Annotated in this window: 23 protein-coding genes, 1 other RNA gene and 1 pseudogene; 12 read left to right on the forward strand and 13 right to left on the reverse strand. The window is 51.0% G+C overall.

The features are described from left to right. Positions 1-97 precede the first annotated feature (97 nt). From LOZ86_RS19055 to LOZ86_RS19085, 7 genes are all read right to left on the reverse strand, one after another. Positions 98-1,375, reverse strand: a complete 1,278-nt coding sequence (locus LOZ86_RS19055; protein ID WP_039481762.1) for a NupC/NupG family nucleoside CNT transporter — start codon at positions 1,373-1,375, stop codon at positions 98-100. A 316-nt stretch (positions 1,376-1,691) separates the two neighbouring features. Next, the gene (locus LOZ86_RS19060; RefSeq protein ID WP_039481764.1) at positions 1,692-2,489 is read right to left on the reverse strand and encodes a TatD family hydrolase; all 798 of its coding nucleotides are present in this window, start codon (positions 2,487-2,489) and stop codon (positions 1,692-1,694) included. A gap of 114 nt (positions 2,490-2,603) precedes the next feature. Next, on the reverse strand, positions 2,604-2,792 hold the full coding sequence (locus LOZ86_RS19065) for a CsbD family protein (RefSeq protein ID WP_010284712.1): 189 nt from the start codon (positions 2,790-2,792) through the stop codon (positions 2,604-2,606). 154 nt (positions 2,793-2,946) lie between these two features. Beyond that, a complete protein-coding gene (locus LOZ86_RS19070) occupies positions 2,947-3,108 on the reverse strand; it encodes a DUF1328 domain-containing protein (RefSeq protein ID WP_003019081.1) in 162 nt (53 codons plus the stop codon). A gap of 155 nt (positions 3,109-3,263) precedes the next feature. Then, positions 3,264-3,872 (reverse strand): molecular chaperone OsmY, encoded by a 609-nt coding sequence (osmY, locus tag LOZ86_RS19075; RefSeq protein WP_161546668.1) that lies wholly within the window; start codon positions 3,870-3,872, stop codon positions 3,264-3,266. A 523-nt stretch (positions 3,873-4,395) separates the two neighbouring features. Next, positions 4,396-5,985: a peptide chain release factor 3 gene (gene prfC, locus LOZ86_RS19080; RefSeq protein ID WP_039481772.1), complete on the reverse strand. Its 1,590-nt coding sequence runs from the start codon at positions 5,983-5,985 to the stop codon at positions 4,396-4,398. 206 nt (positions 5,986-6,191) lie between these two features. Next, positions 6,192-6,887, reverse strand: a complete 696-nt coding sequence (locus LOZ86_RS19085; RefSeq protein ID WP_039481775.1) for a YtjB family periplasmic protein — start codon at positions 6,885-6,887, stop codon at positions 6,192-6,194. Between the two features lie 156 nt (positions 6,888-7,043). On the opposite strand from LOZ86_RS19085, the gene serB reads away from it, so the two are divergent. The 3 genes from serB (at position 7,044) to nadR (ending at position 10,794) form a co-directional block, all read left to right on the forward strand. Next, positions 7,044-8,021, forward strand: coding sequence for a phosphoserine phosphatase (gene serB, locus LOZ86_RS19090; RefSeq protein WP_039481779.1), 978 nt, complete (start codon positions 7,044-7,046; stop codon positions 8,019-8,021). 17 nt (positions 8,022-8,038) lie between these two features. Next, positions 8,039-9,421, forward strand: coding sequence for a DNA repair protein RadA (radA, locus tag LOZ86_RS19095; RefSeq protein WP_039481782.1), 1,383 nt, complete (start codon positions 8,039-8,041; stop codon positions 9,419-9,421). Positions 9,422-9,540: 119 nt separating this feature from the next. After that, on the forward strand, positions 9,541-10,794 hold the full coding sequence (gene nadR, locus LOZ86_RS19100; RefSeq protein WP_039481785.1) for a multifunctional transcriptional regulator/nicotinamide-nucleotide adenylyltransferase/ribosylnicotinamide kinase NadR: 1,254 nt from the start codon (positions 9,541-9,543) through the stop codon (positions 10,792-10,794). On the opposite strand, the gene LOZ86_RS19105 is transcribed toward nadR, so the two are convergent. The 3 genes from LOZ86_RS19105 to zapA form a co-directional block, all read right to left on the reverse strand. Beyond that, positions 10,791-11,438: a 5-formyltetrahydrofolate cyclo-ligase gene (locus LOZ86_RS19105; protein WP_039481787.1), complete on the reverse strand. Its 648-nt coding sequence runs from the start codon at positions 11,436-11,438 to the stop codon at positions 10,791-10,793. The genes nadR and LOZ86_RS19105 overlap by 4 nt on opposite strands. A 39-nt stretch (positions 11,439-11,477) precedes the next feature. Next, positions 11,478-11,661, reverse strand: a non-coding RNA gene (gene ssrS / locus LOZ86_RS19110) — 6S RNA. A 74-nt stretch (positions 11,662-11,735) separates the two neighbouring features. Next, positions 11,736-12,065: a cell division protein ZapA gene (gene zapA / locus LOZ86_RS19115; RefSeq protein WP_010284667.1), complete on the reverse strand. Its 330-nt coding sequence runs from the start codon at positions 12,063-12,065 to the stop codon at positions 11,736-11,738. A 186-nt stretch (positions 12,066-12,251) separates the two neighbouring features. Between zapA and LOZ86_RS19120 the strand changes: the two genes are divergently transcribed. The 4 genes from LOZ86_RS19120 to ubiI are packed head-to-tail and all read left to right on the forward strand — an operon-like array spanning position 12,252 to position 16,686. Next, entirely contained in the window at positions 12,252-12,839 is a 588-nt protein-coding gene (locus tag LOZ86_RS19120; protein WP_039481789.1) for a YecA/YgfB family protein, read from the forward strand. A gap of 57 nt (positions 12,840-12,896) precedes the next feature. Next, complete coding sequence (gene pepP / locus LOZ86_RS19125; protein ID WP_039481790.1) at positions 12,897-14,222, forward strand: Xaa-Pro aminopeptidase; 1,326 nt, start codon at positions 12,897-12,899, stop codon at positions 14,220-14,222. 45 nt (positions 14,223-14,267) lie between these two features. Further along, entirely contained in the window at positions 14,268-15,446 is a 1,179-nt protein-coding gene (ubiH, locus tag LOZ86_RS19130) for a 2-octaprenyl-6-methoxyphenyl hydroxylase (RefSeq protein WP_039481793.1), read from the forward strand. Positions 15,447-15,474: 28 nt separating this feature from the next. Beyond that, positions 15,475-16,686 carry an FAD-dependent 2-octaprenylphenol hydroxylase gene (gene ubiI / locus LOZ86_RS19135; RefSeq protein WP_039481796.1) on the forward strand — a complete coding sequence of 404 codons (1,212 nt, stop codon included), beginning with the start codon at positions 15,475-15,477 and terminating at the stop codon, positions 16,684-16,686. A gap of 64 nt (positions 16,687-16,750) precedes the next feature. Here ubiI and LOZ86_RS19140 read toward each other — a convergent pair whose 3' ends face one another. Together LOZ86_RS19140 and LOZ86_RS19145 are read right to left on the reverse strand one after the other, a co-directional pair. Further along, positions 16,751-17,776: an NADP-dependent oxidoreductase gene (locus LOZ86_RS19140; protein WP_039481797.1), complete on the reverse strand. Its 1,026-nt coding sequence runs from the start codon at positions 17,774-17,776 to the stop codon at positions 16,751-16,753. 94 nt (positions 17,777-17,870) lie between these two features. Further along, positions 17,871-18,377 (reverse strand): TIGR00645 family protein, encoded by a 507-nt coding sequence (locus LOZ86_RS19145; protein WP_039481799.1) that lies wholly within the window; start codon positions 18,375-18,377, stop codon positions 17,871-17,873. Between the two features lie 326 nt (positions 18,378-18,703). On the opposite strand from LOZ86_RS19145, the gene rhaT reads away from it, so the two are divergent. The 5 genes and pseudogenes from rhaT to LOZ86_RS19170 all read left to right on the forward strand — a co-directional run. After that, complete coding sequence (gene rhaT, locus LOZ86_RS19150) at positions 18,704-19,738, forward strand: L-rhamnose/proton symporter RhaT (RefSeq protein WP_039481802.1); 1,035 nt, start codon at positions 18,704-18,706, stop codon at positions 19,736-19,738. A 201-nt stretch (positions 19,739-19,939) separates the two neighbouring features. Then, on the forward strand, positions 19,940-20,455 hold the full coding sequence (locus LOZ86_RS19155) for a hypothetical protein (protein ID WP_039481804.1): 516 nt from the start codon (positions 19,940-19,942) through the stop codon (positions 20,453-20,455). 16 nt (positions 20,456-20,471) lie between these two features. Continuing rightward, positions 20,472-20,858: a DUF2750 domain-containing protein gene (locus LOZ86_RS19160; RefSeq protein ID WP_039481805.1), complete on the forward strand. Its 387-nt coding sequence runs from the start codon at positions 20,472-20,474 to the stop codon at positions 20,856-20,858. A 95-nt stretch (positions 20,859-20,953) separates the two neighbouring features. Continuing rightward, complete coding sequence (locus LOZ86_RS19165; RefSeq protein WP_207783150.1) at positions 20,954-21,274, forward strand: hypothetical protein; 321 nt, start codon at positions 20,954-20,956, stop codon at positions 21,272-21,274. Positions 21,275-21,503: 229 nt separating this feature from the next. Beyond that, positions 21,504-21,979: pseudogene (locus LOZ86_RS19170) on the forward strand (integrase core domain-containing protein); the annotation flags it as partial. Positions 21,980-22,059: 80 nt separating this feature from the next. On the opposite strand, the gene LOZ86_RS19175 reads toward LOZ86_RS19170, so the two are convergent. Then, positions 22,060-23,235, reverse strand: coding sequence for a hypothetical protein (locus tag LOZ86_RS19175; RefSeq protein ID WP_039481809.1), 1,176 nt, complete (start codon positions 23,233-23,235; stop codon positions 22,060-22,062). Between the last annotated feature and the right edge of the window lie 145 nt (positions 23,236-23,380).

The raw sequence follows: 23,380 nt of genomic DNA on the forward strand, positions 1-23,380 counted from the left end.
AGCAGGGCGTTAAACGAACAATGGGCGACTTTCACCGCACATCATCCCTATAGCCTGTTTACATCTACAAAGCCTGGCACTACATAGTCAGAAAGAGCTACAAAGCCAAAAAGAACCCAGCGATGCAGGCGCTCATCAGGTTAGAAAGCGCGCCTGCCGCAACTGCCTTCAAACCAAAGCGGGCAATATCCTGCCGTCTGCTTGGTGCCATACTGCCCAAACCTCCAATAAGAATAGCAATAGAGGAAAGGTTAGCAAAGCCACACAGTGCGAACGAAATCACAGCTTTGGTATGATCCGAAAGAACCTGCAAGCCCGCAGCCTGTACCACGTCATCCGGTTTCAGATATTCACTGAAACTCATGTAAGCAACGAATTCGTTGACGATCAGTTTTTGGCCAATAAACGAACCAGCAACCGCTGCTTCGCTCCAAGGAATACCAATCAGGTATGCAACGGGCGCAAAACACCAGCCCAGAATCAGTTCCAACGACAAGTTCGGATAGTCAAACCAACCACCAATACCGCCCAGAATGCCGTTCAATAATGCAATTAATGCGACAAATGCCAATAGCATCGCGCCCACATTCAGCGCCAGTTGCATACCAGAGGCAGCCCCACTTGCCGCCGCATCAATCACATTTGCTGGACGATCATTCTCGTCGACAAACCCAAGCATATCTTCGTGGTCATGCGTTTTTTCCGTTTCCGGCACCATCAGTTTGGCGAACAGCAACCCACCTGGTGCAGCCATGAAGGACGCAGCGATCAGGTATTCCAGCGGTACGCCCATCTGGGCATAGCCTGCCATCACCGAACCTGCGATAGAAGCCAAACCGCCACACATCACAGCGAACAGTTCTGATTGCGTCATGTTGTTAATATACGGACGCACCACCAGCGGCGCTTCTGTCTGGCCAACAAAGATGTTAGCCGTAGCAGAGAGCGATTCGGTTCGGGATGTTCCCAACAGTTTTTGTAATCCACCGCCCAGCAGTCGAATAACAAACTGCATGACGCCCATGTAATACAGCACAGCAATAAGAGAGGAGAAAAAGACAATAACGGGCAACACGCGGAGGGCAAAGACAAAGCCGCCACCGCCAAATACTTCGAACATTTTGTCGGAAACCAGACCGCCAAAAATAAACGAAACCCCTTGGTTTCCGTAGGCGATAACGTTTGCTACACCGCCCGTCATACCCTCCAGAATTTTGCGCCCTACTGGTACATACAGCACCAGTGCACCGATACCGATCTGAAGAATGAAAGCACCAGCTACGGTGCGCAATCTGATAGCTTTACGATTATTGGACAGCATAACCGCAAACAAAATCAGAACAATCATGCCGATGAGACTCATAACGAGTTGCATGTGCAGTTCCCTATAACGCGTGAAAAAAGTGAGAGCATAATAAAAATCGTTTCGCCAGAACAGTAAGCTCGTTCTGGGGAACCGAGTATAAAGACAGGCCGATAATGGTCGCTAACTTATGTCACAAATACATACAACATCGAACAGTCCAAAACACTGAAAGGTGATCTCCATCACAATTTCATGGTTGGTATATGAAATCGAAATGACGGTTATGTTCGTTGTTGCACAGAAATAAGAGAAAAGCGGAAGCAAAGATTCTTCCACTTGGGGGAATGGCTGTGGTGTAACGGATAGCGTCGTAACACTCTCAGCGTTATGACGGGGTAAGCCGTCCAAACAGCCTGAACGAATTCTGCAACAGCGCCTCGGCAATCTCTTCAGGCGATTCTGTACGTAACTCACACAGCGTTTGAAACGCGCACGAAATACGCTCGGGTCGGTTGGGTTGTCCTTGATAGCCACTCATCGGCATATCAGGTGCATCAGTTTCCAACAACAGCCGATCTAACGGCAGCTGTGCGATCGCCTGACGCGTTTTATTCGCTCTGTCATAGGTAATGGTTCCCCCTACGCCGATGTAATAGCCCAGCCGGATAAAGGCCTGCGCCTGCGCCAGGCTGCCTGCAAACCCGTGAACCACGCCGGTACGTGGCACGTCGATACGGCGGAGTAATTGCGCCAGCCTGTCGTGACTGCGTCGCGAGTGCAGGATCGTCGGGAGGTCGTATTTTTTCGCCAGCCGAAGCTGAGCCTCAAGAAAGGTAAGCTGCCGCTCAAACTGCGGTTCCGGCATATAGAGGTCCAGCCCAATCTCCCCCACCGCCACCAGCTTTACAGGTAGCTGGCGCAGTTCCTCTTCCAGACGGAGCAGGTCGCTTTCCTGATGTTCAGCGATATAAAGCGGGTGAAGGCCCAATGCGGCGTAAAGCGGAGAGTAGGTGCGAGAGAGCGTCAACACGCGTTCAAAATGCTGAGAAGCCACAGCCGGAATAATGATGCGTTCAACGCCAGCGTCTTGCGCCAGCCGCAAGCTTTCCGGTGCATCATCATAGAATAGGGGGAAATCAAAATGACAGTGGGTATCGATAAAGCGGTGTCGTTCAGAAAGCACGTTGCTTCTCTCCGTCAAAATTAGGCCCGTCAAGACGAGGCGACCTAATCTACGCCCAAGAACTATCCTGCCAAAGCCTCATGGCAGAATCGGACTTGTCGTTACGGTGAGGCCTCAGTGTAACGTGGTTTTTTCTGAGGATACCTCTTCGTGCGCTTTTCCGTAACCCTCTTGCAAGACGCCGGACAGGTAATCGTTACTCCCTTCCAGCCAGGCGCAGTCGCTGTCAAACCAGTCGGCCCACAGCGCCAGGAAATTCCCTTTCCACTGTTTCCATTTGCCAACAACGATATCGCTATTCATCATAACCCTCCTGATAAACTGTCGAAATGCAGCAAATACGCGGGTAGTGTCAGTAGAAGATAGTGTGCCGGTAAAATGTGACAGCCGCGTGGCGCGGCTGTGTGCTCTGTATGACATTTCTTTCTATGGAGAAAGAATGAAGGAATGTGCTGTGCTACGGCCGTTTTCGACCCGTAAACAAGCTAACCAGAAACAGAATAATACCGACCACAAAGACGATTTTCGCCGCGCCAGCTGCTGTACCGGCCAATCCGCCGAAACCCAGTGCTGCCGCGATCAGTGCAATGACTAAAAATATAATGCCCCAACGAAACATACGCTCTCCTTACCAGACAAAAATGAAAAATAATCATGGTGGTCATCCTGACGCGCTTCTTGCGTCCTGACTGCGTATCCACAAGTGGTGTTTTATTGTGCGGATTAGGTAGGGTTATCCGCGACTACGGATAACCCTGTACGGTATGGCGATGGTTATTTCACTGCCAGGTCGTTCTTAACGCTTTTCACGCCGTCAACGGCCTTCGCAATACTTTCAGCTCGGTCGGACTGCGCTTTGCTGTCCACCTCGCCGCTCAGCTGCACGACGCCAGCCTGCGTTTCGACTTTCACTTTACGAGACGGAACAATGTCATCTGCCAGCAGTTTGGCTTTAATCGTGCTGGTAATCACTGCATCATCGGCATAAGCACCAACCGATTGTGATTGGGAATCTTTCACCTGCAATTTGTCGCTGACAGACTGCACATCCTCAACCTGCGTAGCGATTTGCACCGCACGGGTGCTCAATTCCTGACTACCGACAAAGCCGCTCAGCGTAACGACGCCATTTGATGTTTCAACGGAAATGTCGCTGCTGGTAATCGATTTGTCTTCCAACAACGCACTCTTCACTTTTGCTGTGATAGCGCTGTCACTGACGTAGCCAGAGGCTTTATTAGCGGAGCTATCGATTTTTGCACCAGTTGTGTCCGCGATACGTTCTACTTTCTGCCCTAACGTTTCCTCAGCCATGGCACCGCCGGCCAGAATCAAACCCAGAGCAACTACGATCAGCGATTGTGTCAATTTGGTCTTTTTCATCGATGTCTTCCTTCTTATGCTCTTCTATAAACCCGAAATAACCGATTTGGGTCACGTTAACGCCTGCACCGTCATCAGCAAATCAAGGTGATAATGACGTTATCAACACTCAGATGATTCCCTCTACTTGCATAAAAAAATCAGAGCATTGAATTGAAAAGGCGAAACAAATAAAAATAATGAACCAACTTAAATTGCGCTAACAGTTGAACAAGCTAAATCAGTTAACACGCTGTTAACTATAGCCTACAGAATGGAAAATCACAGGGGAACAAGGGAATGTACACAGCAATTCAGATTTGTCTGTTGCACCGAGACGAGAAATCACAGCAGGGGAAAAGCAATACTAATACATTGTTTTAAATACATTTAAAAATAAAAACACCCGGTAATTTTGGCCGAAAGCCAAGCATAACCGGGTGATGATTATTTTAACAACATGGTCACGATTTAAACGCTACAGTCACGATGATTTTCATGAAACCGTAGCGCCACCAATCCATGTCATTATAAAAATAAAAAATTAATGCTCGCGCGTTTGGTGGAACTTCACTTCTGGATAGCGTTCCCGCGTCAGGTTCAGGTTCACCATCGTCGGTGCGATATAGGCCAGATTATCGCCGCCATCCAGCGCCAGATGCTGTTCGTTCTTACGCTTAAATTCTTCGAATTTCTTCACATCGCTACATTCAACCCAGCGCGCGGTAGAAACGTTCACTGACTCGTAAATCGCCTCAACGTTGTATTCCGTTTTCAGACGAGCAACCACCACATCAAACTGCAGCACACCGACCGCACCCACGATAAGGTCGTTGTTGGTCAATGGACGGAAAACCTGTACCGCGCCTTCCTCAGACAGCTGTACCAGCCCTTTAAGCAGCTGTTTCTGCTTGAGCGGGTCACGCAGGCGGATACGACGGAACAATTCCGGCGCAAAGTTGGGGATACCGGTGAATTTCATGTCTTCACCCTGCGTAAACGTATCACCAATCTGGATAGTGCCGTGGTTGTGTAACCCGATGATATCGCCGGGGTAGGCTTCTTCAATGTGGGAACGATCGCCCGCCATAAAGGTCAGCGCGTCTGAAATCACCACGTCTTTGCCCGTACGCACCTGACGCAGCTTCATGCTTTTTTCATATCTCCCAGACACCACGCGCATAAACGCCACGCGGTCACGGTGTTTCGGATCCATATTGGCCTGAATCTTGAACACAAAGCCGGTGAATTTCTCTTCCGCCGCCGTCACTTCACGGGTATCCGTTTTACGCGGCATCGGCGCAGGAGCCCAAGCGATTAGCCCATCCAACATATGGTCAACGCCGAAGTTCCCCAGCGCCGTACCAAAGAAGACCGGAGTCAGTTCACCTGCCAGAAATGCGTCCAGCTCAAATTCGTGCGACGCCCCTTGCACCAGCTCCAGCTCTTCACGCAGCTGTGCAGCCAGCTCTTCGCCAACGGCGGTATCCAGTTCCGGGTTATCCAGCCCTTTAACGATGCGCACTTCCTGAATCGTATGGCCTTTACCGGTCTGATACAGATAGGTTTCGTCTTTATAAAGGTGGTACACGCCTTTGAACAATTTACCGCAGCCAATCGGCCAAGTAATCGGCGCGCAGGCAATCTTAAGCTCGCTCTCGACTTCATCCAGCACTTCCATCGGATCGCGGATGTCACGGTCAAGTTTGTTCATGAACGTCAGAATCGGGGTGTCGCGTAGACGAGTGACTTCCATCAACTTACGCGTACGATCTTCGACCCCTTTTGCAGCGTCGATCACCATCAGGCAGCAGTCCACCGCCGTCAGCGTACGATAGGTATCTTCGGAGAAGTCTTCGTGCCCTGGGGTATCCAGCAGGTTAACCAGACATTCGCGGTAGGGAAACTGCATCACGGACGTGGTGATGGAGATACCACGCTGTTTTTCCATCTCCATCCAGTCGGATTTCGCATGCTGGTTCGAACCACGCCCTTTTACCGTACCGGCAGTCTGGATCGCCTGTCCGAACAGCAGGACCTTTTCGGTAATCGTGGTTTTACCGGCATCGGGGTGAGAAATGATAGCGAACGTTCTTCTTTTGGAGACTTCGCGGGCGTATTCACTTGGAGACATGATTTTCAGGTTTCTTTTGTTAGCCACCCGGCGTCAGCATCAAGTCAACAACACACCGATGTCAGATCGTCAGGCAAAGCGGAAATAAACTGTAGCCGAGTATTTTCCCTGATTTAACGTGCAGACACAATCGGTGATGGCATAAACAGCAAGGCAGGGCTCTATCGTCTGCCTTGCTGTTTATTTAGTACTAGGCTGTCAGCACATCAGAGGCTTTTCTCTTCCCCGTCTTTTTTCACGACCGCGCCACTGTCTGGCTGCGTGTCATTTTCGGTCTCATCTTCTTCTTTCACTGGCGTACTTGCCGTAAGAAGATAAGGCGACTGCTGCCAGCGAGTACGGCGATTCTGCAAGAGCGTGCGGGTCAGAATGATGCCGATAGCCAGTGAAAGCAAAATCATCAGACGCAGAATATTGGTGGTGTTATCGACCTGTCTGGCTTCGGTCGCCAGAACATGGGTATCTAAGGTAATCCGCAGGAAGCCAATCGGCCCTTCTTTTCCCTCAATCGGCTGAACCAGTTGATGGTTAAAGTAGCTACCGACCCGATTGCCGTCCAGCGCCAACCGGTCTCTCAGTTGCACTTGCTCACCGATATGCGCCACCAGCGAGCCGTCCTGCTGATATACGCCAGCATCCAGAATGCGGCTGTGATCGGTAAGCTGTTTGAGGATGGTATTAATTTTTTGACTATTATCATCCACGCTGCCCATCAGCGGAGAAAGGCTGTAAGCCACCTGTCTGGAGAGCGTACGTGCCAGATCTTCAACCTGTTCAGATCGCGCCATCTGGTGGCTCAAACTGAAATAGGACGCACCTTGCATTAATACCACTAGCAGAGCGAGGCAAATCAGCACAATTGCCGTGCGGTGTAGACGAAATTTCACCCGGGCGCGAACCATGATAATCCTTACACGATTTGGATACTTTCATGTTGCCAGAAGCGCCGACGATAGGATAGCTTGTTGCCCAGTTTTTGGAGGGATATGTTTGGTCGACGCCGCATCCCTCTTTATCGCACGACTTTATCGCACTACTGCCAGCAGAGGATTTACCCCATGTCGAATAGTCTGACCTATCGTGATCTCCCGAATGAGATCAACTGTTGGCCGGGACTGCCACTATCACTGAGCGGTGACGAAGTGATGCCGCTTGACTACCGCGCTGGCGACACTGGCTGGCTGATTTACAGCGACGTCCTCGATAAGAACCTGATTTCCCGCTACCAGCGTAAGCTGGGGAGCGCGATGGTGATCGTGAGCGCCTGGAACGTGGGCGATTATCAGGTCGTGCGTTTAGCGGGCACGCTGATACCACGCGCAACCAAGCTGGCCCACGAACTAGGCATCGATGTCGCGGCTATGCGTAACGCGCCAACGCTGCGTTCGCCGGGTTTACTGGTGATGGACATGGATTCCACTGCGATTCAGATCGAATGTATTGATGAAATCGCCAAACTGGCGGGTACAGGTGAGTTGGTAGCCGAAGTCACCGAACGCGCGATGCGCGGCGAGCTGGATTTCGCTGACAGCCTGCGACAGCGCGTAGGAACATTAAAGGGTGCCGACGCCAATATTTTACAAACAGTGCGTAAAACGCTGCCGCTGATGCCGGGCCTGCGTAATATGGTTAGCCAGCTTCAGGAAGCAGGCTGGCACGTCGCGATTGCATCGGGCGGTTTTACCTACTTTGCCGATTATTTGCGTGATGAGTTAGGTCTGATCGCCGCCGTTGCCAACGAATTAGGCATGCAAGACGGCAAGCTGACCGGCGACGTCATCGGCATGATTGTCGATGCAAAATATAAAGCGACCACGCTACAACAGCTGGCGGAAAAGCTGGAAATTCCAATGCATCAGACCGTTGCCATCGGTGACGGCGCGAACGATCTGCCGATGATCAAGGTAGCCAGCTTAGGTATTGCCTATCACGCCAAACCGAAGGTCAATGAGCAGTCTGCGGTGACCATCCGTCATGCCGATCTGACTGGCGTGCTGTGCATCCTTAGCGGCAGTATGAGACACGAAAAGCGTTAATCAGTTGGAGGTGATACGTGGCAAAAGCCGTCAAACGGGCATTTGTATGTAATGAATGCGGGGCTGACTACCCGCGCTGGCAAGGGCAGTGCAGTGCCTGCCATGCCTGGAACACCATTACCGAAGTCCGCCTGGCCTCGGCGTCAGTATCACGTTCCGACCGTCTCACCGGCTATGCGGGCGAAAGCGCTGGCGTCAGCCGGGTACAGAAGCTCTCGGAAATCAGTCTTGAAGCTCTGCCGCGATTTTCTACCGGCTTTCAGGAGTTTGATCGCGTTCTGGGCGGCGGCGTCGTTCCCGGCAGCGCCATTCTGATCGGCGGTAGCCCCGGCGCGGGTAAAAGTACCCTACTGTTGCAAACGCTCTGCAAGCTGTCAGAAAACATGAAAACCCTGTACGTCACCGGCGAAGAATCGTTGCAGCAGGTGGCAATGCGGGCACACCGCCTCAATCTGCCGACTCAGAATCTCAACATGCTGTCGGAAACCAGCATCGAACAGATTTGCCTGATTGCCGAACAGGAACAGCCGAAGCTGATGGTGATCGACTCCATTCAGGTCATGCATCTCGCCGATATTCAATCGTCTCCCGGCAGCGTGGCGCAGGTGCGTGAAACCGCCGCCTACCTGACCCGCTTCGCTAAAACGCGCGGCGTTGCTATCGTGATGGTCGGCCACGTCACCAAAGACGGTTCGCTCGCCGGGCCAAAAGTATTGGAACACTGCATCGACTGCTCCGTGCTGCTGGACGGCGATGCCGATTCCCGCTTCCGTACCCTGCGCAGCCATAAAAACCGTTTCGGTGCCGTTAACGAACTGGGCGTATTCGCAATGACGGAACAGGGGCTACGCGAGATCAGCAATCCGTCGGCAATTTTCCTCAGCCGTGGGGACGAAATCACGTCCGGCAGTTCGGTCATGGTGGTGTGGGAAGGTACGCGTCCGCTGCTGGTCGAGATTCAGGCGCTAGTGGATCAGTCGATGATGGCCAACCCGCGTCGCGTCGCGGTCGGGCTGGAGCAAAACCGCTTGGCGATCCTGCTGGCAGTGCTGCATCGCCACGGCGGCTTGCAGATGTCGGATCAGGATGTGTTCGTGAATGTTGTCGGCGGCGTTAAAGTCACCGAAACCAGTGCCGACCTGGCGCTGCTGCTATCGCTGGTCTCCAGCTTCCGCGACCGCCCGCTGCCGCAGGATCTTGTCATCTTCGGTGAAGTCGGTCTGGCGGGAGAAATCCGCCCGGTTCCAAGCGGACAAGAACGGATTACCGAAGCCGCCAAGCACGGCTTCAAACGCGCCATCGTTCCTCATGCCAATATGCCGAAGAAAGCCCCTGCCAGCATGCAAGTGTTCGGTGTGAAAAAGCTAGCCGACGCGCTGGCAATCCTCGACGATCTCTAAACGGACCACAGAAGGCCATCCGCCCCTTCCATCCTGAGCTAAACAGGGGATGAAAGCGTAGCGGATGTTGTCCTGTTCTGTGGTATTTTGTTTAGTAAGCTAAACAAGAGTGCTGCACCATGTCATCATTTGATTACCTGAAATCCGCTATCCGGCAGAAGGGTTGCACCCTACAGCAGGTTGCTGACGCGACCGATATGACCAAAGGCTATCTCAGTCAATTACTTAATGCCAAAATCAAAAGCCCTAGCGCACAGAAGCTGGAAGCGCTGCATCGCTTTCTTGAACTGGAATTCCCGCGCTACGAAAAGAACATTGGCGTCGTCTTCGGCAAGTTCTATCCGCTACACACTGGCCACATTTATCTGATTCAGCGTGCCTGCAGCCAGATCGATGAACTGCATATCATTTTAGGTTACGACGAACCACGCGACCGCCTGCTGTTTGAGAACAGCTCGATGTCACAACAGCCTACCGTCAGCGACCGCCTGCGCTGGCTGCTACAGACCTTTAAGTATCAGAAAAATACTCATATTCACGCCTTCAATGAGCAAGGAATGGAGCCTTACCCGCACGGCTGGGATGTATGGAGCAAAGGGATTCAGGCGTTTATGCAGGAAAAAAGCATCACACCGAATTTCGTCTATACCAGCGAAGAGCAGGATGCCGCACAATACCGCGAGCATCTGGGCATTGAGGCTGTCCTGATCGACCCGCAGCGCTCCTTTATGAACATCAGCGGTTCGCAGATTCGCCACGATCCCTTCCGTTACTGGGACTATATCCCGACTGAAGTGAAGCCGTTCTTTGTGCGTACCGTTGCCATTCTTGGCGGCGAATCCAGCGGTAAATCCACGCTGGTGAATAAGCTGGCGAATATCTTCAACACCACCAGCGCCTGGGAATATGGCCGCGATTACGTGTTCTCCCATCTGGGTGGCGACGAGATGGCGTTGCAGTATTCCGACTACGACAAGATTGCGCTGGGTCAGGCACAGTACATTGATTTTGCAGTGAAATACGCCAATAAAGTGGCCTTCATCGATACCGATTTCGTCACCACTCAGGCGTTCTGCAAGAAATACGAGGGGCGTGAGCACCCGTTCGTTCAGGCGCTGATCGATGAATACCGCTTCGATCTGGTGATTTTGCTGGAAAACAACACGCCGTGGGTCGCCGATGGGCTGCGTAGCTTAGGCAGCACCACCGCCCGTTCGGAGTTCCAGGATCTGCTGAAAACGATGCTGGCTAACAATAATATCCCGTACGTTTACATCAAAGAGTCGGACTACGATTCGCGTTTCCTGCACTGTGTGGAATTGGTACAGCAGATGTTGGGCCACGATCGCTCGCCTGAACCGCTCAAAAGCTAGCGCGTGTTCCACTGCCAATGGCGGGAGGGGGTAATAATTTCCGGCAACGGAATATCCCAGCTTTCCACTGGCAGTGCGTCAACCTGCTGACAATCGTGAGCCAGACCGATCGGATAAGGCCCACGCGACATCTGGTTGCGATACTGCAAAGTACGGTCGTAAAACCCCCCCCCCATACCAAGCCGCTGCCCTAGATGATCAAACGCCACCAACGGCGTCAGCAGGACGTCCAACTGCGGTAACGGCAGCGCCTGACGCACATCCAGACGCGGCTCCATAATCTTCAGACGATTGCGTACCAGCTCAGTGTCCGGCGCATAGCGCAGGAACAGCAGATATCCGGCGCGAAACGGATGCAGGACCGGCAAGTAAACACGTTTCCCCTGCTGCCACAGCTGTTGGATCAGCGGGGACGTATCCAGTTCGCCATCAAATGACAGAAATACCGCCACACTCTCTGCCTGTATGATTTTCGGGTGCGCCATGACGCGCTCACACGCCTGTTGTGCAAAGTACGTCTGCTGCTCTGGCGTCAGTAAACGTCGACTTTGCCGCACAGCCTGACGAATCTGCTGACGCGATGCTGTCGTAGAGGAGAGTGACGTATCGAGAAGTGCCGAGGAAGATGGATCAGAAAATGACATGGGCTGCATTCGCCACGGGTCAAGAATGATAAAAGAAAGGGGATCTCCGAGATGCCGCCGCAGGCTGTAACCCTTGAACCCTTGGTTCAAGGTGAACATAACGTCGCAGTTTTAAGGCTTCTCGGACGAACCGAGCTTGCTCACCAACCGCAGAGCATTACATTCTGTTGGTATTAAATATCGGCTCAGGGGACTGGCCTGCTGACAAACATCTCAGAGAAATTTTATTCGTTACTCGCGATAAACCTTAGCACGTCTTATCGCGTAAAAACACCGTACTTTTGTCAAAATATGACGTTATTCAAATTGTGCGCCCTGACGTTCGGTGATCTTGCCCTGCTCCAGCAACGCCTGTTCGATGGTCTGCTGCAACATACGAATACGCTGTTCCATATTCGATGCATAATCACGCGTCTTACCCCGTTCCTGCGCCAATTCATGGCACACGTTCAACGCGGCAATAAACACCAGTTGCTCAGTGTTTGTGACTCTAGTGCGAACTTTAAGATCTTGCAACCGCTGGTTAAGATCTTCCGCAGCCTGATTCAACGCATCTTGTTGTTCTGGCGGGCAATTCACTCTTAACGAACGGCCAAAAATTTGAATATCTACTGGTTGTGCAGACATACCACCTTCCTGCCTTTTGTCGTTCTTGCGCCCGCGTGCTGCATAGCATTACACGTTACATCGGGTTCGTTAAAGCGGGCGCAACTATATATAGCCGAGATCTAAGATACAAGCCCTTTCTGGTATCGAAAGGGAGCTTGGTGGTAGCATAGCACGAACCCATCCAGCCAACGATGACGAATCCGCATGTCTATAGAGAATACGCTTCCCGCCTATGAAGGCCTTGACCAACTGCTTCACCAACAGCAAGTCGCGCTGACCGCAGCAGAAATGCACGGTTTGATCAGCGGGATGCTGTGTGGTGGAAACCATGATGACAGTTGGAGAACGCTGGTTTTTGAACTGACTAACGAAGGCATGGCGTTTACCCAGACGCTGTCACAGCCGCTTCAGGACCTGTATCAGGCCACGAGTGAAGCGTTGGAAGAGGATGGCTTTCTGTTCCAGCTTTTCCTGCCGGACGACTCGCTGGATGACGTGAGCGTGTTCGATCGCGCCGACGCACTGGCAGGCTGGGTCAATCACTTCCTGCTTGGGCTGGGCGTGGCTCAACCGCAGTTGAACAAAGCCAAAGGCGAGCTGAAAGAAGCCATCGAAGATTTACGCAACATCGCACAGCTTGGCTACGACGAAGATGAAGATCAGGAAGAACTGGAGCAATCGCTGGAGGAAGTGATTGAGCATGTTCGCGTTTCTGCCATTTTGTGCCATATCGAATTTACCAGCCAGCGCGTTGTGACTGCGCCCGAGCAGCAAAAGCCGACGCTGCATTGATTTTTATGCAAGGCCGAAGGGAAAGGTAACCGCACGGACTATTTTCAGGAGCAGGTGATGAATCCACAAGAATTTCTTCGTCGTCGTCAGGGTCTGTTGGAAAAAATGGCACCGGGCAGCGCGGCGATTATTTTTTCTGCGCCGGAAGCGCAGCGCAATGCCGACAGTGACTATCCTTATCGTCAAAATAGCGATTTCTGGTATTTCACCGGCTTCAACGAACCCGAAGCCGTGCTGCTGCTGGTAAAAAGCGATGTAAAACATCATCACAGCGTAATCTTCAACCGCGTACGCGATCTGACAGCCGAAATCTGGTTTGGTCGTCGTCTCGGTCAGGAAGCGGCACCAGCCAAACTCGGCGTTGACCGCGCACTGCCATTTGGCGAAATCGGCGCACAGCTGCATCTCTTATTGAATGGGTTGGACGTGGTATACCACGCGCAAGGGCAATACGATTATGCCGACAAGCTGGTCTTCGCCGCGCTGGATACCTTGCGCAACGGTACGCGTCAGGGCTTTGCTGCCCCCGCTACGCTGACCGACTGGCGCCCTTGGGTGCATGAAATGCGCCTGTTCAAATCGCCTGCTGAAATCAGCGTGATGCGCCGTGCCTGTGAGATTACCGCACTGGCTCACACCCGCTCGATGCAGAAATGCCGCCCCGGCATGTATGAATATCAGCTTGAAGGCGAAATTCATCACGAATTTACCCATCACGGCGCGCGCTATCCTTCTTACAACACCATCGTCGGCAGCGGTGACAACGCCTGTATCCTGCATTACACCGAAAATGAAGCGCAAATGCGCGACGGCGATCTGGTGCTGATTGACGCCGGCTGTGAATACAAAAGCTATGCTGGCGACATTACCCGCACTTTCCCCGTCAACGGTAAATTTACCGCACCACAGCGTGCCATTTACGACATCGTGCTGCGCTCACAGTTGCGCGCGCTGGAACTGTTTGGTCCGGGTCGCAGCATCCGTGAAGTGAACGAAGAAGTGGTACGCATCATGGTCAGCGGGCTTATCAAGCTCGGCGTGCTGAAAGGTGAAGTGGAAGAGTTAATTGCCGAGCAGGCACATCGCCAGTTCTTCATGCACGGCCTCAGCCACTGGCTGGGTCTGGACGTGCACGATGTAGGCAATTACGGTACCACCGACCGAGGCCGTCCGCTTGAACCGGGTATGGTTCTGACCATCGAGCCGGGTCTTTACATCGCGCCCGATGCCAAAGTGCCGCAGCAGTACCGGGGAATCGGCGTACGTATCGAAGATAACATCGTGATCACCGAAAACGGCAACGAAAACCTGACAGCTGGCGTGATCAAAGACGCGGATGCCATCGAAGCGCTCATGGCACAACAGCATGACAAGCAACACTAAGCAGCCCTTTCAAAGGGCAACGGCATAATTGCAAAGGACAACAGCATGGCGGTCATGATTGTCGGTGCCGGGATGGCGGGCGCAACGCTGGCGCTGGCAATATCGCGGCTTTCGCAGGGTGCAATCTCGGTTGACCTGATCGAGGCACACTCGCCACTCGACAAGGAACACCCAGGTTTTGACGCACGCGCCCTCGCGCTGTCTGATGGCACACGTCAGCAGCTAGCAGCGTTGGGCATCTGGCAAGCGCTGTCGGGTAATGCAACGGCGATAACCGACATTCACGTCAGCGAACGCGGGCACGCCAGCGTGGTGAACCTGAAGGCCTCGGACTATCACGTTCAGGCATTAGGCCATGTGGTTGAACTGCACGACGTCGGACAACGCCTGTTTTCCCTGCTGCAACAGGCTCCGGGCGTGCGCCTGCACTGCCCGGCCAAAGTGGTTGCCGTCACGCGGACGCAGGATAATGCGACGCTAGCGCTGGACGACGGCACCGAGCTAACGGGTCAACTGCTGATCGCTGCCGACGGTTCGCGCTCCATGCTGTCGCAGTCCTGCGGGATTCAATGGCAGCAGCATGATTATGATCAGATCGCGACCATCGCTAATGTGACGACTGCCGAACCCCATCGCGGCCGCGCGTTCGAGCGATTTACCCCGCACGGCCCGCTGGCGCTCTTGCCGATGAGCAATGGTCGCTGTTCGCTCGTCTGGTGCCATGATAAGCACCGTCAACATGCGGTCGATGGATGGAACGAAGCCGAATTTCGCCAGCAATTACAGCAGGCTTTTGGCTGGCGTCTGGGCCAATTCACCCACATCGGCGAACGCCACAGCTATCCACTGCGCTTACTCACCGCCAGCCAGCATATTAGCCATCGGCTGGCGCTGGTGGGTAATGCGGCGCAAACGTTGCACCCGATTGCCGGACAGGGCTTTAATCTGGGGATTCGCGATGTGATGTCGCTAGCGGAAACCCTCGTCGACGCAGCAAAAAATCAACAGGATATCGGCCAGTACACGGTACTCAACCGCTATCAACAGCGGCGCACGCCCGATCAACACACCACGGTGGCGATCACCGATGGACTGATCAGGCTGTTCGCTAACCGCTATGCCGCGCTGGCCGTCAGCCGCAATCTGGGTCTGATCGCCATGAATAACCTGCCGCTGATGCGCGACGCCTTTGCTCGTCGCACGCTGGGCTGGGTAGAACGTTAATTAAGCTCGCCAACAGGAAAAGACGGAAATGCAATCATTCGACGTGGTTATTGCCGGTGGCGGTATGGTCGGTCTGGCGCTAGCCTGCGGCTTACAGGGCAGTGGTCTGCGTATCGCCGTGCTGGAGAAACAGGCGGCTGAACCTCAGCCGCTCGGGAAAGACCATGCCCTGCGCGTCTCCGCCATCAATGCCGCCAGCGAATGCCTTCTGCGCCATATCGGCGTCTGGGAAAGCCTCGTGGCGCAACGCGTCAGCCCTTACAACGATATGCAGGTATGGGACAAAGACAGCTTCGGCAAAATCAGTTTTAGCGGCGAAGAATTCGGCTTTTCCCACCTTGGACATATCATTGAAAACTCGGTGATTCAGCAGGTACTGTGGCAACGCGCCTCTCAGTTAAGCGACATCACCCTGCTCTCCCCCGCATCATTAAAACAGGTCGCCTGGGGCGAGAACGAAGCCTTTATTACGTTGCAGGACGACAGCATGCTGACCGCCCGGCTAGTAGTCGGTGCGGACGGCGCCCATTCGTGGTTGCGTCAGCATGCGGATATTCCGCTAACCTTTTGGGACTACGGCCATCACGCGCTGGTCGCCAATATTCGTACAGAACATCCTCATCAGTCCGTCGCGCGTCAGACGTTTCACGGCGACGGTATTCTGGCGTTCTTGCCGCTGGACGAGCCTCACCTTTGTTCAATTGTCTGGTCGCTTTCACCGGAACAGGCTCAGGCGATGCAGAGCTTACCTGCCGAAGAATTCAATCGTCAGGTCGCTATGGCGTTTGATATGCGTTTGGGGCTGTGTGAACTGGAAAGCGAACGTCAGACTTTCCCACTGACCGGACGCTACGCTCGCAGCTTCGCGGCACACCGGCTGGTGCTGGTCGGCGACGCGGCGCACACCATTCACCCGCTGGCGGGGCAAGGTGTCAATCTGGGCTTCATGGATATCGCCGAACTGATTGCGGAAGTGAAGCGCTTACAGGCGCAGGGCAAAGACATCGGCCAACACCTTTATCTGCGACGCTATGAACGCCGCCGCAAACACAGCGCTGCGGTGATGCTCGCCAGCATGCAGGGGTTCCGCGAACTGTTTGACGGCGATAACCCGGCGAAAAAGCTGCTGCGCGATGTCGGTCTGGTGCTGGCGGATAAACTGCCCGGCATTAAACCCATGCTGGTACGTCAGGCAATGGGATTACACGATCTGCCAGACTGGCTTAGCGTCGGGAAATAATAAAACCAGAATAGATAATAAAGCTCGCCGCTTAAGCGGCGAGTCTGGTGTATCAAGCCTCGAGTCAGACTCTGACCACTAATTTGCCAAAGTTGCGACCGTGCAACAGGCCGATAAAGGCTTCGGGAGCGTTTTCCAGCCCGTCGACGATCTCTTCCCGATATTTGATCTTACCTTCCTCCACCCACGGCGAAACGTCCTTCCAGAACTCATCGAAGCGATGACCATAATCATCAAAGATAATGAATCCCTGCATCCGAATACGTTTCTTTAGGATCGTCCCCATCAGCAGCGGTAGGCGATCTGGCCCATCCGGTAACCCTGTCGCATTATAGCCAGAGACTAATCCGCACACCGGAATGCGCGCCGAGGTATTCAGCAGCGGCAGCACGGCGTCAAAGACTTTCCCGCCGACGTTTTCAAAGTAAATATCGATTCCCTTCGGGCAGGCTTGTTTCAGCTGTTCTGCAAAATCATCCGCTCGGTGGTCGAGGCAAGCATCAAACCCCTGCGTCTCAACCGCGTAGCGACATTTCTCCGCGCCACCCGCCACGCCAACAACCCGACAACCTTTCAATTTCCCGATCTGGCCAACCGTCGCGCCGACTGGGCCGGTCGCGGCAGCCACCACCAGCGTTTCACCCGCTTTAGGCTGGCCGATATCCGTTAGCCCCATATACGCGGTGAAGCCCGGCATACCCAGCACGCCCAATGCGTAGGAAGGATTTGTCGGCGACTGACCCAGATTGGTTAATCCTTTGCCGTCGGAAATCGCATAATCCTGCCAGCCGCTGAAGGACAGCACCCAATCATCGGTCTGATAATCCGGGTGTTTTGACTCCACCACGCGGCTGATTGTCCCGCCGACCATCACGTCATTCAATTCGACAGGTTTGGCATAAGAAGGGGCGTCACTCATGCGGCCACGCATATAAGGGTCAAGGGAAAGGAACACAGTACGCAGCAGGATATGTCCTGAATCGACCTGTGGGACAGGCTGCTGATCCAGACGGAAAGTCTCTTGTGTTGGCGCGCCGTGCGGGCGTTGAGCCAGAACCACACGGCGGTTAATTTGATCGGTTTGCGGCATAATATCCTCCATTAAACAAAGCGTATTGATAAAATCACTTCGTTAACAATAGGATCTGTTCGTTCTTCTGGCTACGCAAACCGTGCGGCGTTTATTATGCCGTTTTGCTTTTTTCGTAACGCGACATGCGATCCAGATACCCCATGACAAGTGCAGACAGCACAAACGTCAAATGGATAATCACGTACCACATCAGCTTGTTATCCGGGATATTACGGGCATCCATGAATACGCGCAGCAGATGGATCGACGAGATAGCGACAATCGAGGCAGCGACTTTATTTTTCAGCGAACCGGAGTCCATCTTACCAAGCCAGTTCAGCTTTTCTCTGCCTTCGGTGATATCCAATGCCGAAACAAAGTTTTCGTAACCGGATAGCATTACCATCACCAACAATCCGCCAACCAGCGTCATATCGATCAGTGACAGCAGCACCAGCACCAAATCCGCTTCCGCAATATCGAAGATATTGGGCAGGACGTGGAACACCTCCTGGAAAAATTTGATCGCCAACGCCAGCAACCCCAGCGATAACCCAAGGTAAACAGGGGCAAGCAACCAGCGCGATGAGTACATCAGATTCTCAATAAAACGTTCCATAACTCACTATATACAGGTGAAAAAAGAGGGAAATAATAGCGAAAAGTTCTGCTGTGGTGTTAATCAATTCTTGAGCAGAACGCACCATTTACAGAATGCTCCGCCCCGTCTTGCCCTCAGTGAGGATTTCCGCATTTTGTGATCAGATCGACCCTCACCTTCAAACCGATGCCGTCCTCCCGCTGCTCGTGGCACGCATCTGAAGGTTCACCCTTTTTCACCTTCCTACACTGTCTAGCGCCAGCAGGTCTGGCAACAATCATACACTGCACTCTACATTCAGAGCCGAATACAGGCTTACCACAAAATAAAACAAGGGGTTACGCATGAGCAATCCTATTTTGCTTGGTATTTTCTGGCACTTCATCGGTGCGGCCAGCGCGGCCTGCTTCTATGCGCCGTTTAAGCAGGTCAAAAACTGGTCGTGGGAAACCATGTGGTCACTGGGCGGATTTTTCTCGTGGATTATCCTGCCCTGGAGCATCAGTTGGTGGCTACTTCCTGATTTTTGGCGTTACTACGGTTCGTTCGATATGGCGACCCTACTCCCCGTCTTTCTCTTCGGCGCGATGTGGGGGATCGGCAATATCAACTACGGCCTGACGATGCGCTACCTTGGCATGTCGATGGGCATTGGTATTGCCATCGGCGTGACGCTGATTATCGGCACGCTGATGACGCCCGTCCTGCAAGGCAAGTTCTCCATTCTGTTTGGCTCGGCGGGCGGCCAAATGACGCTACTGGGCGTTCTGGTCGCAGTCATTGGCGTCGCTATTGTCAGCTATGCCGGTTTACTGAAAGAGCGTGCGCTCGGTATTCGTGCCGAGGAATTCAACCTGAAAAAAGGGCTGATTCTGGCCGTGATGTGCGGCATCTTCTCCGCAGGCATGTCCTTTGCGATGGATGCCGCGAAACCCATGCATACCGCAGCACAAACGCTGGGAATCAATGCACTGTATGTCGCACTCCCCAGCTACGTGGTGATTATGGGCGGTGGCGCCATCGTCAATCTGGGTTTCTGCTTCATCCGCTTGGCGACCTGCAAAGGGATTTCATTAAAAGCCGATCTGGCACAGGCTAAACCGTTACTGATTGCCAACGCACTCTTCGCCATTCTGGGCGGCGTCATGTGGTATTTGCAGTTCTTCTTTTATGCCTGGGGACACGCCAACATTCCGGCTGATTACACCTATATCAGTTGGATGCTGCACATGAGTTTCTACGTACTGTGTGGCGGTATCGTCGGCCTGCTGTTTAAAGAGTGGAAAGCCGTTGGTCAGAAACCAGTGCGTATGCTAGTTCTCGGCTGCGTGGCCATTATTCTGGCGGCAAATATTGTCGGGTTAGGCATGGCCGCGTAAGCACCTTATCATCGCGTTCGGTGCCATCAAAGCGAGTACCGAACGCGATGACAATAGCCTTAACCGATTGGCGGAAAAAATACGTTGAGTCGTTGATATTACTGTATTCCTCCCTATATCCTGCCGTTGTAAAGACGCCATTATTAATCATGGTGTGAATCCAATTTCATCGGTTAAACACCCCAAAAATAAGGATTAGTAGTGGAAAATGCAGAAAAGAGCGCTTTCTTCGTACTATTAAAAGCGTTTGACAGATTGGTCGATGTCCTTCAATCGATGGACATGACTTTACCGAAAGCGGTTGTTGTACTTACGGACGATCTCTGGAGTTACCTTGCCTCAGAGACGCAAGACATAAACATCAACCCAGCGCTTGAGGCTATTGATGCTACCGTGGTGGATGAACAGGGTGCGAATAGCGAAGAGATTTTAAAAAATCTGTATTTGTACGCATTTTCTGATTTTTTGATGTTTTTCTCCGAGGGAAAGGCAAGCTTAGAGGCAGCGGTGCCATCAATTATTGACGCTTATGATTACATGGCGGCTCAACAATTTTTACTCAACGAGAAGGAAGGAAAAGCGGTCATGTTGAGTGATGATGACGAGAAGAAAATAAAAAGCGATCCACGATATGTGGGGGAACTTACTGCGCTAAAAACCGACAGGGCTTTTGCTGAAAACATCGTTCTGTGGGACAACGTGGTGGCATTCCGATGAGGATATTATTTAAATAATGACGAGAGCGCATCCTAAAAAAATTGAAAGTATTTATCGTTTAGACTCGCAAGAAAGGTGTGATTACTTTATCCGTAAGATTACTGATTTTGAAATTGTCTGGGGATTATTTAATGAGGGGTGGGCAACGGCAACATCCGGTCAAAAAATGGCTATTCCCTTCTGGCCTGAGGAAAATTTTGCCACATTGTGCGCTCATGGTAAATGGGCGGGATTCACAGCAAAAGCGATTGAGCTAAACGTATTTCTATCACATTGGCTCCCTGGAATGCAGAACGACGGTAGAATATGTCAAATTTTCCCCGCGCCAAGTGAACACGGTTTTTTCATTCCCCCAACAGACTTACTGCACGCCATTAAAGAAGAACGTGAACAATACGAATGACCAAGGGGAAATGAGATGTCAGACGTTTTTAGCAAAATAGCCAAGCTTTCCCCGAGAGGTTTGCAACGCTATGCCTCCACTTGTTTGCAGGCCTATTGCCACGCAAAATTGATTCACATCCCGCGATCGATGCATTGATAGCTCACCTTAATCGTTACCCTGAGAGTGGTAGTCTGGTTGAATGGGAAAGAAACGGCGTGTTACTGCCGCTAAATGGCCGGGGAGATGAGATACCGCAAGATCTTACCCTGTCGATTTCACCTCAGGATATTGAAGATTTCACTTATCTTGTTGATACAACGGTAGAGGTCGGAATCGTGGATATGTATGGAACACCAACAACACTTCCGGTTGAGTTTGTAGGAAAGATAGCCATGATTCTGTCCCAAAATAATATCTACCTACCTGAGATTTAGGTAAAAATAAATGTCGTATCCAGAATGGCAAGAATATTGAGACAAATGAAGAAGCGCTTCGCGCTGTTCTGCTCGAAATGAAATCCAAGTCAGGTCCTGATAAGTACAGCGATCGCCGCTCGCATGGGGGTAAGCTAACCTACGGTGAGCCGCCTTGAGAGAAATGTTTCTAATGCAAGTATCTCAACCTTACAACAGTATGCCGCTGCTTGCTGGTTGGCGTCGGTGCTATCCGCGATACGGCTTCAAGAAGCTGTCTCAGATGTTATGCAGGTAAGGGCATACATGGAACCACAAACGTATTCATCGTATTTATTGTTTACTGAAACTGAATTTTCGTCGTAAAGGAAAGTAATGTTTGCCAGTGCGTAACCCAGCACCACTAGCAATGCCAAAGTACTTAAACCAGGGCTGGCGTCGCTGACATTGGCGCAGTGGGCGGAAGAGCATGGTGTGCCGCTGGAATTTATTAAACTGGGTAAGCCGACACAAGATGCTTTTATTGAACGCTTTAACCAAACGTATCGAACAGAAATACAGGATTTTTACCTGTTCAGAATACTGAATGAGGTCAGAGAAATTACGGAACGCTGGCTGCATGAATATAACAGCGAGCATCCCCATGAATCTCTGAATAACCTGACGCCGGAGGAATATCGGCTAATGGATGAATACCCAGAAATCTCAAAAAGTGTGTGGAACTAAAACAGAGGCGCTTACATACAGTCATCTACTCAAGGAACATATTATCTTTACTTGGTATCACTGATTTAGGCATCCTCAAGTTATGCACCTCCTTTTCCTCTGCCTTTTTCGTCAAAAAATGATTGAATGTCTGTTATATTCATGACTTGTGAATTTGTATCTACATTCTTAATTGATTTGGATAACTGATTCATGTTTTTCATATTAGGAATTCCAAACCCTGCGAGCTGTAAGATAAAAACGGCATTTGTGTCTGCATTAGAAAAAGCCATTTTCTTCAATTTAGATTTATCAGTTAAGATCATCTTAAAGAATTTAGAATGTACATTTTTTGGATTTAAATTCATTTTTACAATTTCATCATCTTTGTAAAATGATGGTCCGAATGTATATCCATTAAAATTTAAAAAATTACCATTAGCACTTATAGATAAATCGATAGTTTTCTTATTTAATGCATCAAAAGTACTAAGTTCATGTAACCGTTCATTATCTCTGGTTATAGATAGGTTTGGAGTTAGATGATAAAAGTAATCTTTAGTACCTAATGAATGTGATATTTCATGAAGAAAAATATGCGTAATCGTTGCACTATCAGCTTTGAAAATGGAGTTATAGATAATAATTTTTTTTGTTAAGCTAGAGTAAGATGCCAAAACTTCATCTGGATGCATATCTCTAGAAAATATAAAATCATTATCCATGTTAGAACAAAAAAATTCAACAGCAGAATTTAATTTTACGACACCCTCAGCTAGTTTCTGGGCATCTGACTTATCAACAATTAACCCTATTTTTCTCTTATAAAACTCAGCAAGCTCAAGATATGAAATTTTTCTCATATTAAACATTGCCATATTACATATTTTTCTCGAATTACTTAATATGTCCTTTATAATAAAATAACAATTAGGATTAATTTCCCGCAAGTAAGATATAGGTGCGACCCAAGTATATATATTTCCCGCTATGAAAAAATGGTTTCTTATCTTAAATATCCCATCATCGTGATGCTGGGAGGGTAATAGAGAGGTTTGATTATGAGTATCTCTCAATAGCGATTCATTTAGAAGTTTACAATGGCCGTTCTTAATGTTTCTGAAAAACCTGTTCAAGCACGTATCATTACTATTTGCAACAGAAATCAAATTATTGATTAAGAAAGATATTTTATTTTCAATACTCGAGCGTACTTGTTCTTCAATGGAGCAAATGGAATGTAGCTTAGCACTAGTTCCCAAACTTATTTTATTCATAAATGCAGCTTCCTATGCTTGACGAATCACTGAGCACGGCGCTAAAAAGCTATAAACATTCAATTCTACTAATTTACAAATGGCAAAACCATCAAAAATCGATCCTGACGCATTTTACAGTATAGCAATACCGTCCTCTATGGAA

It is taken from the genome of Pectobacterium parvum, assembly GCF_020971565.1.
GTDB lineage: Bacteria > Pseudomonadota > Gammaproteobacteria > Enterobacterales > Enterobacteriaceae > Pectobacterium > Pectobacterium polare.

What these genes read in the sequence shown, in the direction of transcription:
- LOZ86_RS19065 (WP_010284712.1), bottom strand. Translation starts at nt 2,792, where the DNA reads ATGAATAGCGATATCGTTGTTGGCAAATGGAAACAGTGGAAAGGGAAT.
- LOZ86_RS19145 (WP_039481799.1), bottom strand. Translation starts at nt 18,377, where the DNA reads ATGGAACGTTTTATTGAGAATCTGATGTACTCATCGCGCTGGTTGCTT.
- rhaT (WP_039481802.1), top strand. Translation starts at nt 18,704, where the DNA reads ATGAGCAATCCTATTTTGCTTGGTATTTTCTGGCACTTCATCGGTGCG.
- LOZ86_RS19175 (WP_039481809.1), bottom strand. Translation starts at nt 23,235, where the DNA reads ATGAATAAAATAAGTTTGGGAACTAGTGCTAAGCTACATTCCATTTGC.
- LOZ86_RS19085 (WP_039481775.1), bottom strand. Translation starts at nt 6,887, where the DNA reads ATGGTTCGCGCCCGGGTGAAATTTCGTCTACACCGCACGGCAATTGTG.
- LOZ86_RS19105 (WP_039481787.1), bottom strand. Translation starts at nt 11,438, where the DNA reads ATGTCATTTTCTGATCCATCTTCCTCGGCACTTCTCGATACGTCACTC.
- pepP (WP_039481790.1), top strand. Translation starts at nt 12,897, where the DNA reads ATGAATCCACAAGAATTTCTTCGTCGTCGTCAGGGTCTGTTGGAAAAA.
- nadR (WP_039481785.1), top strand. Translation starts at nt 9,541, where the DNA reads ATGTCATCATTTGATTACCTGAAATCCGCTATCCGGCAGAAGGGTTGC.
- serB (WP_039481779.1), top strand. Translation starts at nt 7,044, where the DNA reads ATGTCGAATAGTCTGACCTATCGTGATCTCCCGAATGAGATCAACTGT.
- LOZ86_RS19140 (WP_039481797.1), bottom strand. Translation starts at nt 17,776, where the DNA reads ATGCCGCAAACCGATCAAATTAACCGCCGTGTGGTTCTGGCTCAACGC.
- LOZ86_RS19120 (WP_039481789.1), top strand. Translation starts at nt 12,252, where the DNA reads ATGTCTATAGAGAATACGCTTCCCGCCTATGAAGGCCTTGACCAACTG.
- zapA (WP_010284667.1), bottom strand. Translation starts at nt 12,065, where the DNA reads ATGTCTGCACAACCAGTAGATATTCAAATTTTTGGCCGTTCGTTAAGA.
- prfC (WP_039481772.1), bottom strand. Translation starts at nt 5,985, where the DNA reads ATGTCTCCAAGTGAATACGCCCGCGAAGTCTCCAAAAGAAGAACGTTC.
- LOZ86_RS19160 (WP_039481805.1), top strand. Translation starts at nt 20,472, where the DNA reads ATGACGAGAGCGCATCCTAAAAAAATTGAAAGTATTTATCGTTTAGAC.
- ubiI (WP_039481796.1), top strand. Translation starts at nt 15,475, where the DNA reads ATGCAATCATTCGACGTGGTTATTGCCGGTGGCGGTATGGTCGGTCTG.
- ubiH (WP_039481793.1), top strand. Translation starts at nt 14,268, where the DNA reads ATGGCGGTCATGATTGTCGGTGCCGGGATGGCGGGCGCAACGCTGGCG.
- LOZ86_RS19070 (WP_003019081.1), bottom strand. Translation starts at nt 3,108, where the DNA reads ATGTTTCGTTGGGGCATTATATTTTTAGTCATTGCACTGATCGCGGCA.
- LOZ86_RS19055 (WP_039481762.1), bottom strand. Translation starts at nt 1,375, where the DNA reads ATGCAACTCGTTATGAGTCTCATCGGCATGATTGTTCTGATTTTGTTT.
- osmY (WP_161546668.1), bottom strand. Translation starts at nt 3,872, where the DNA reads ATGAAAAAGACCAAATTGACACAATCGCTGATCGTAGTTGCTCTGGGT.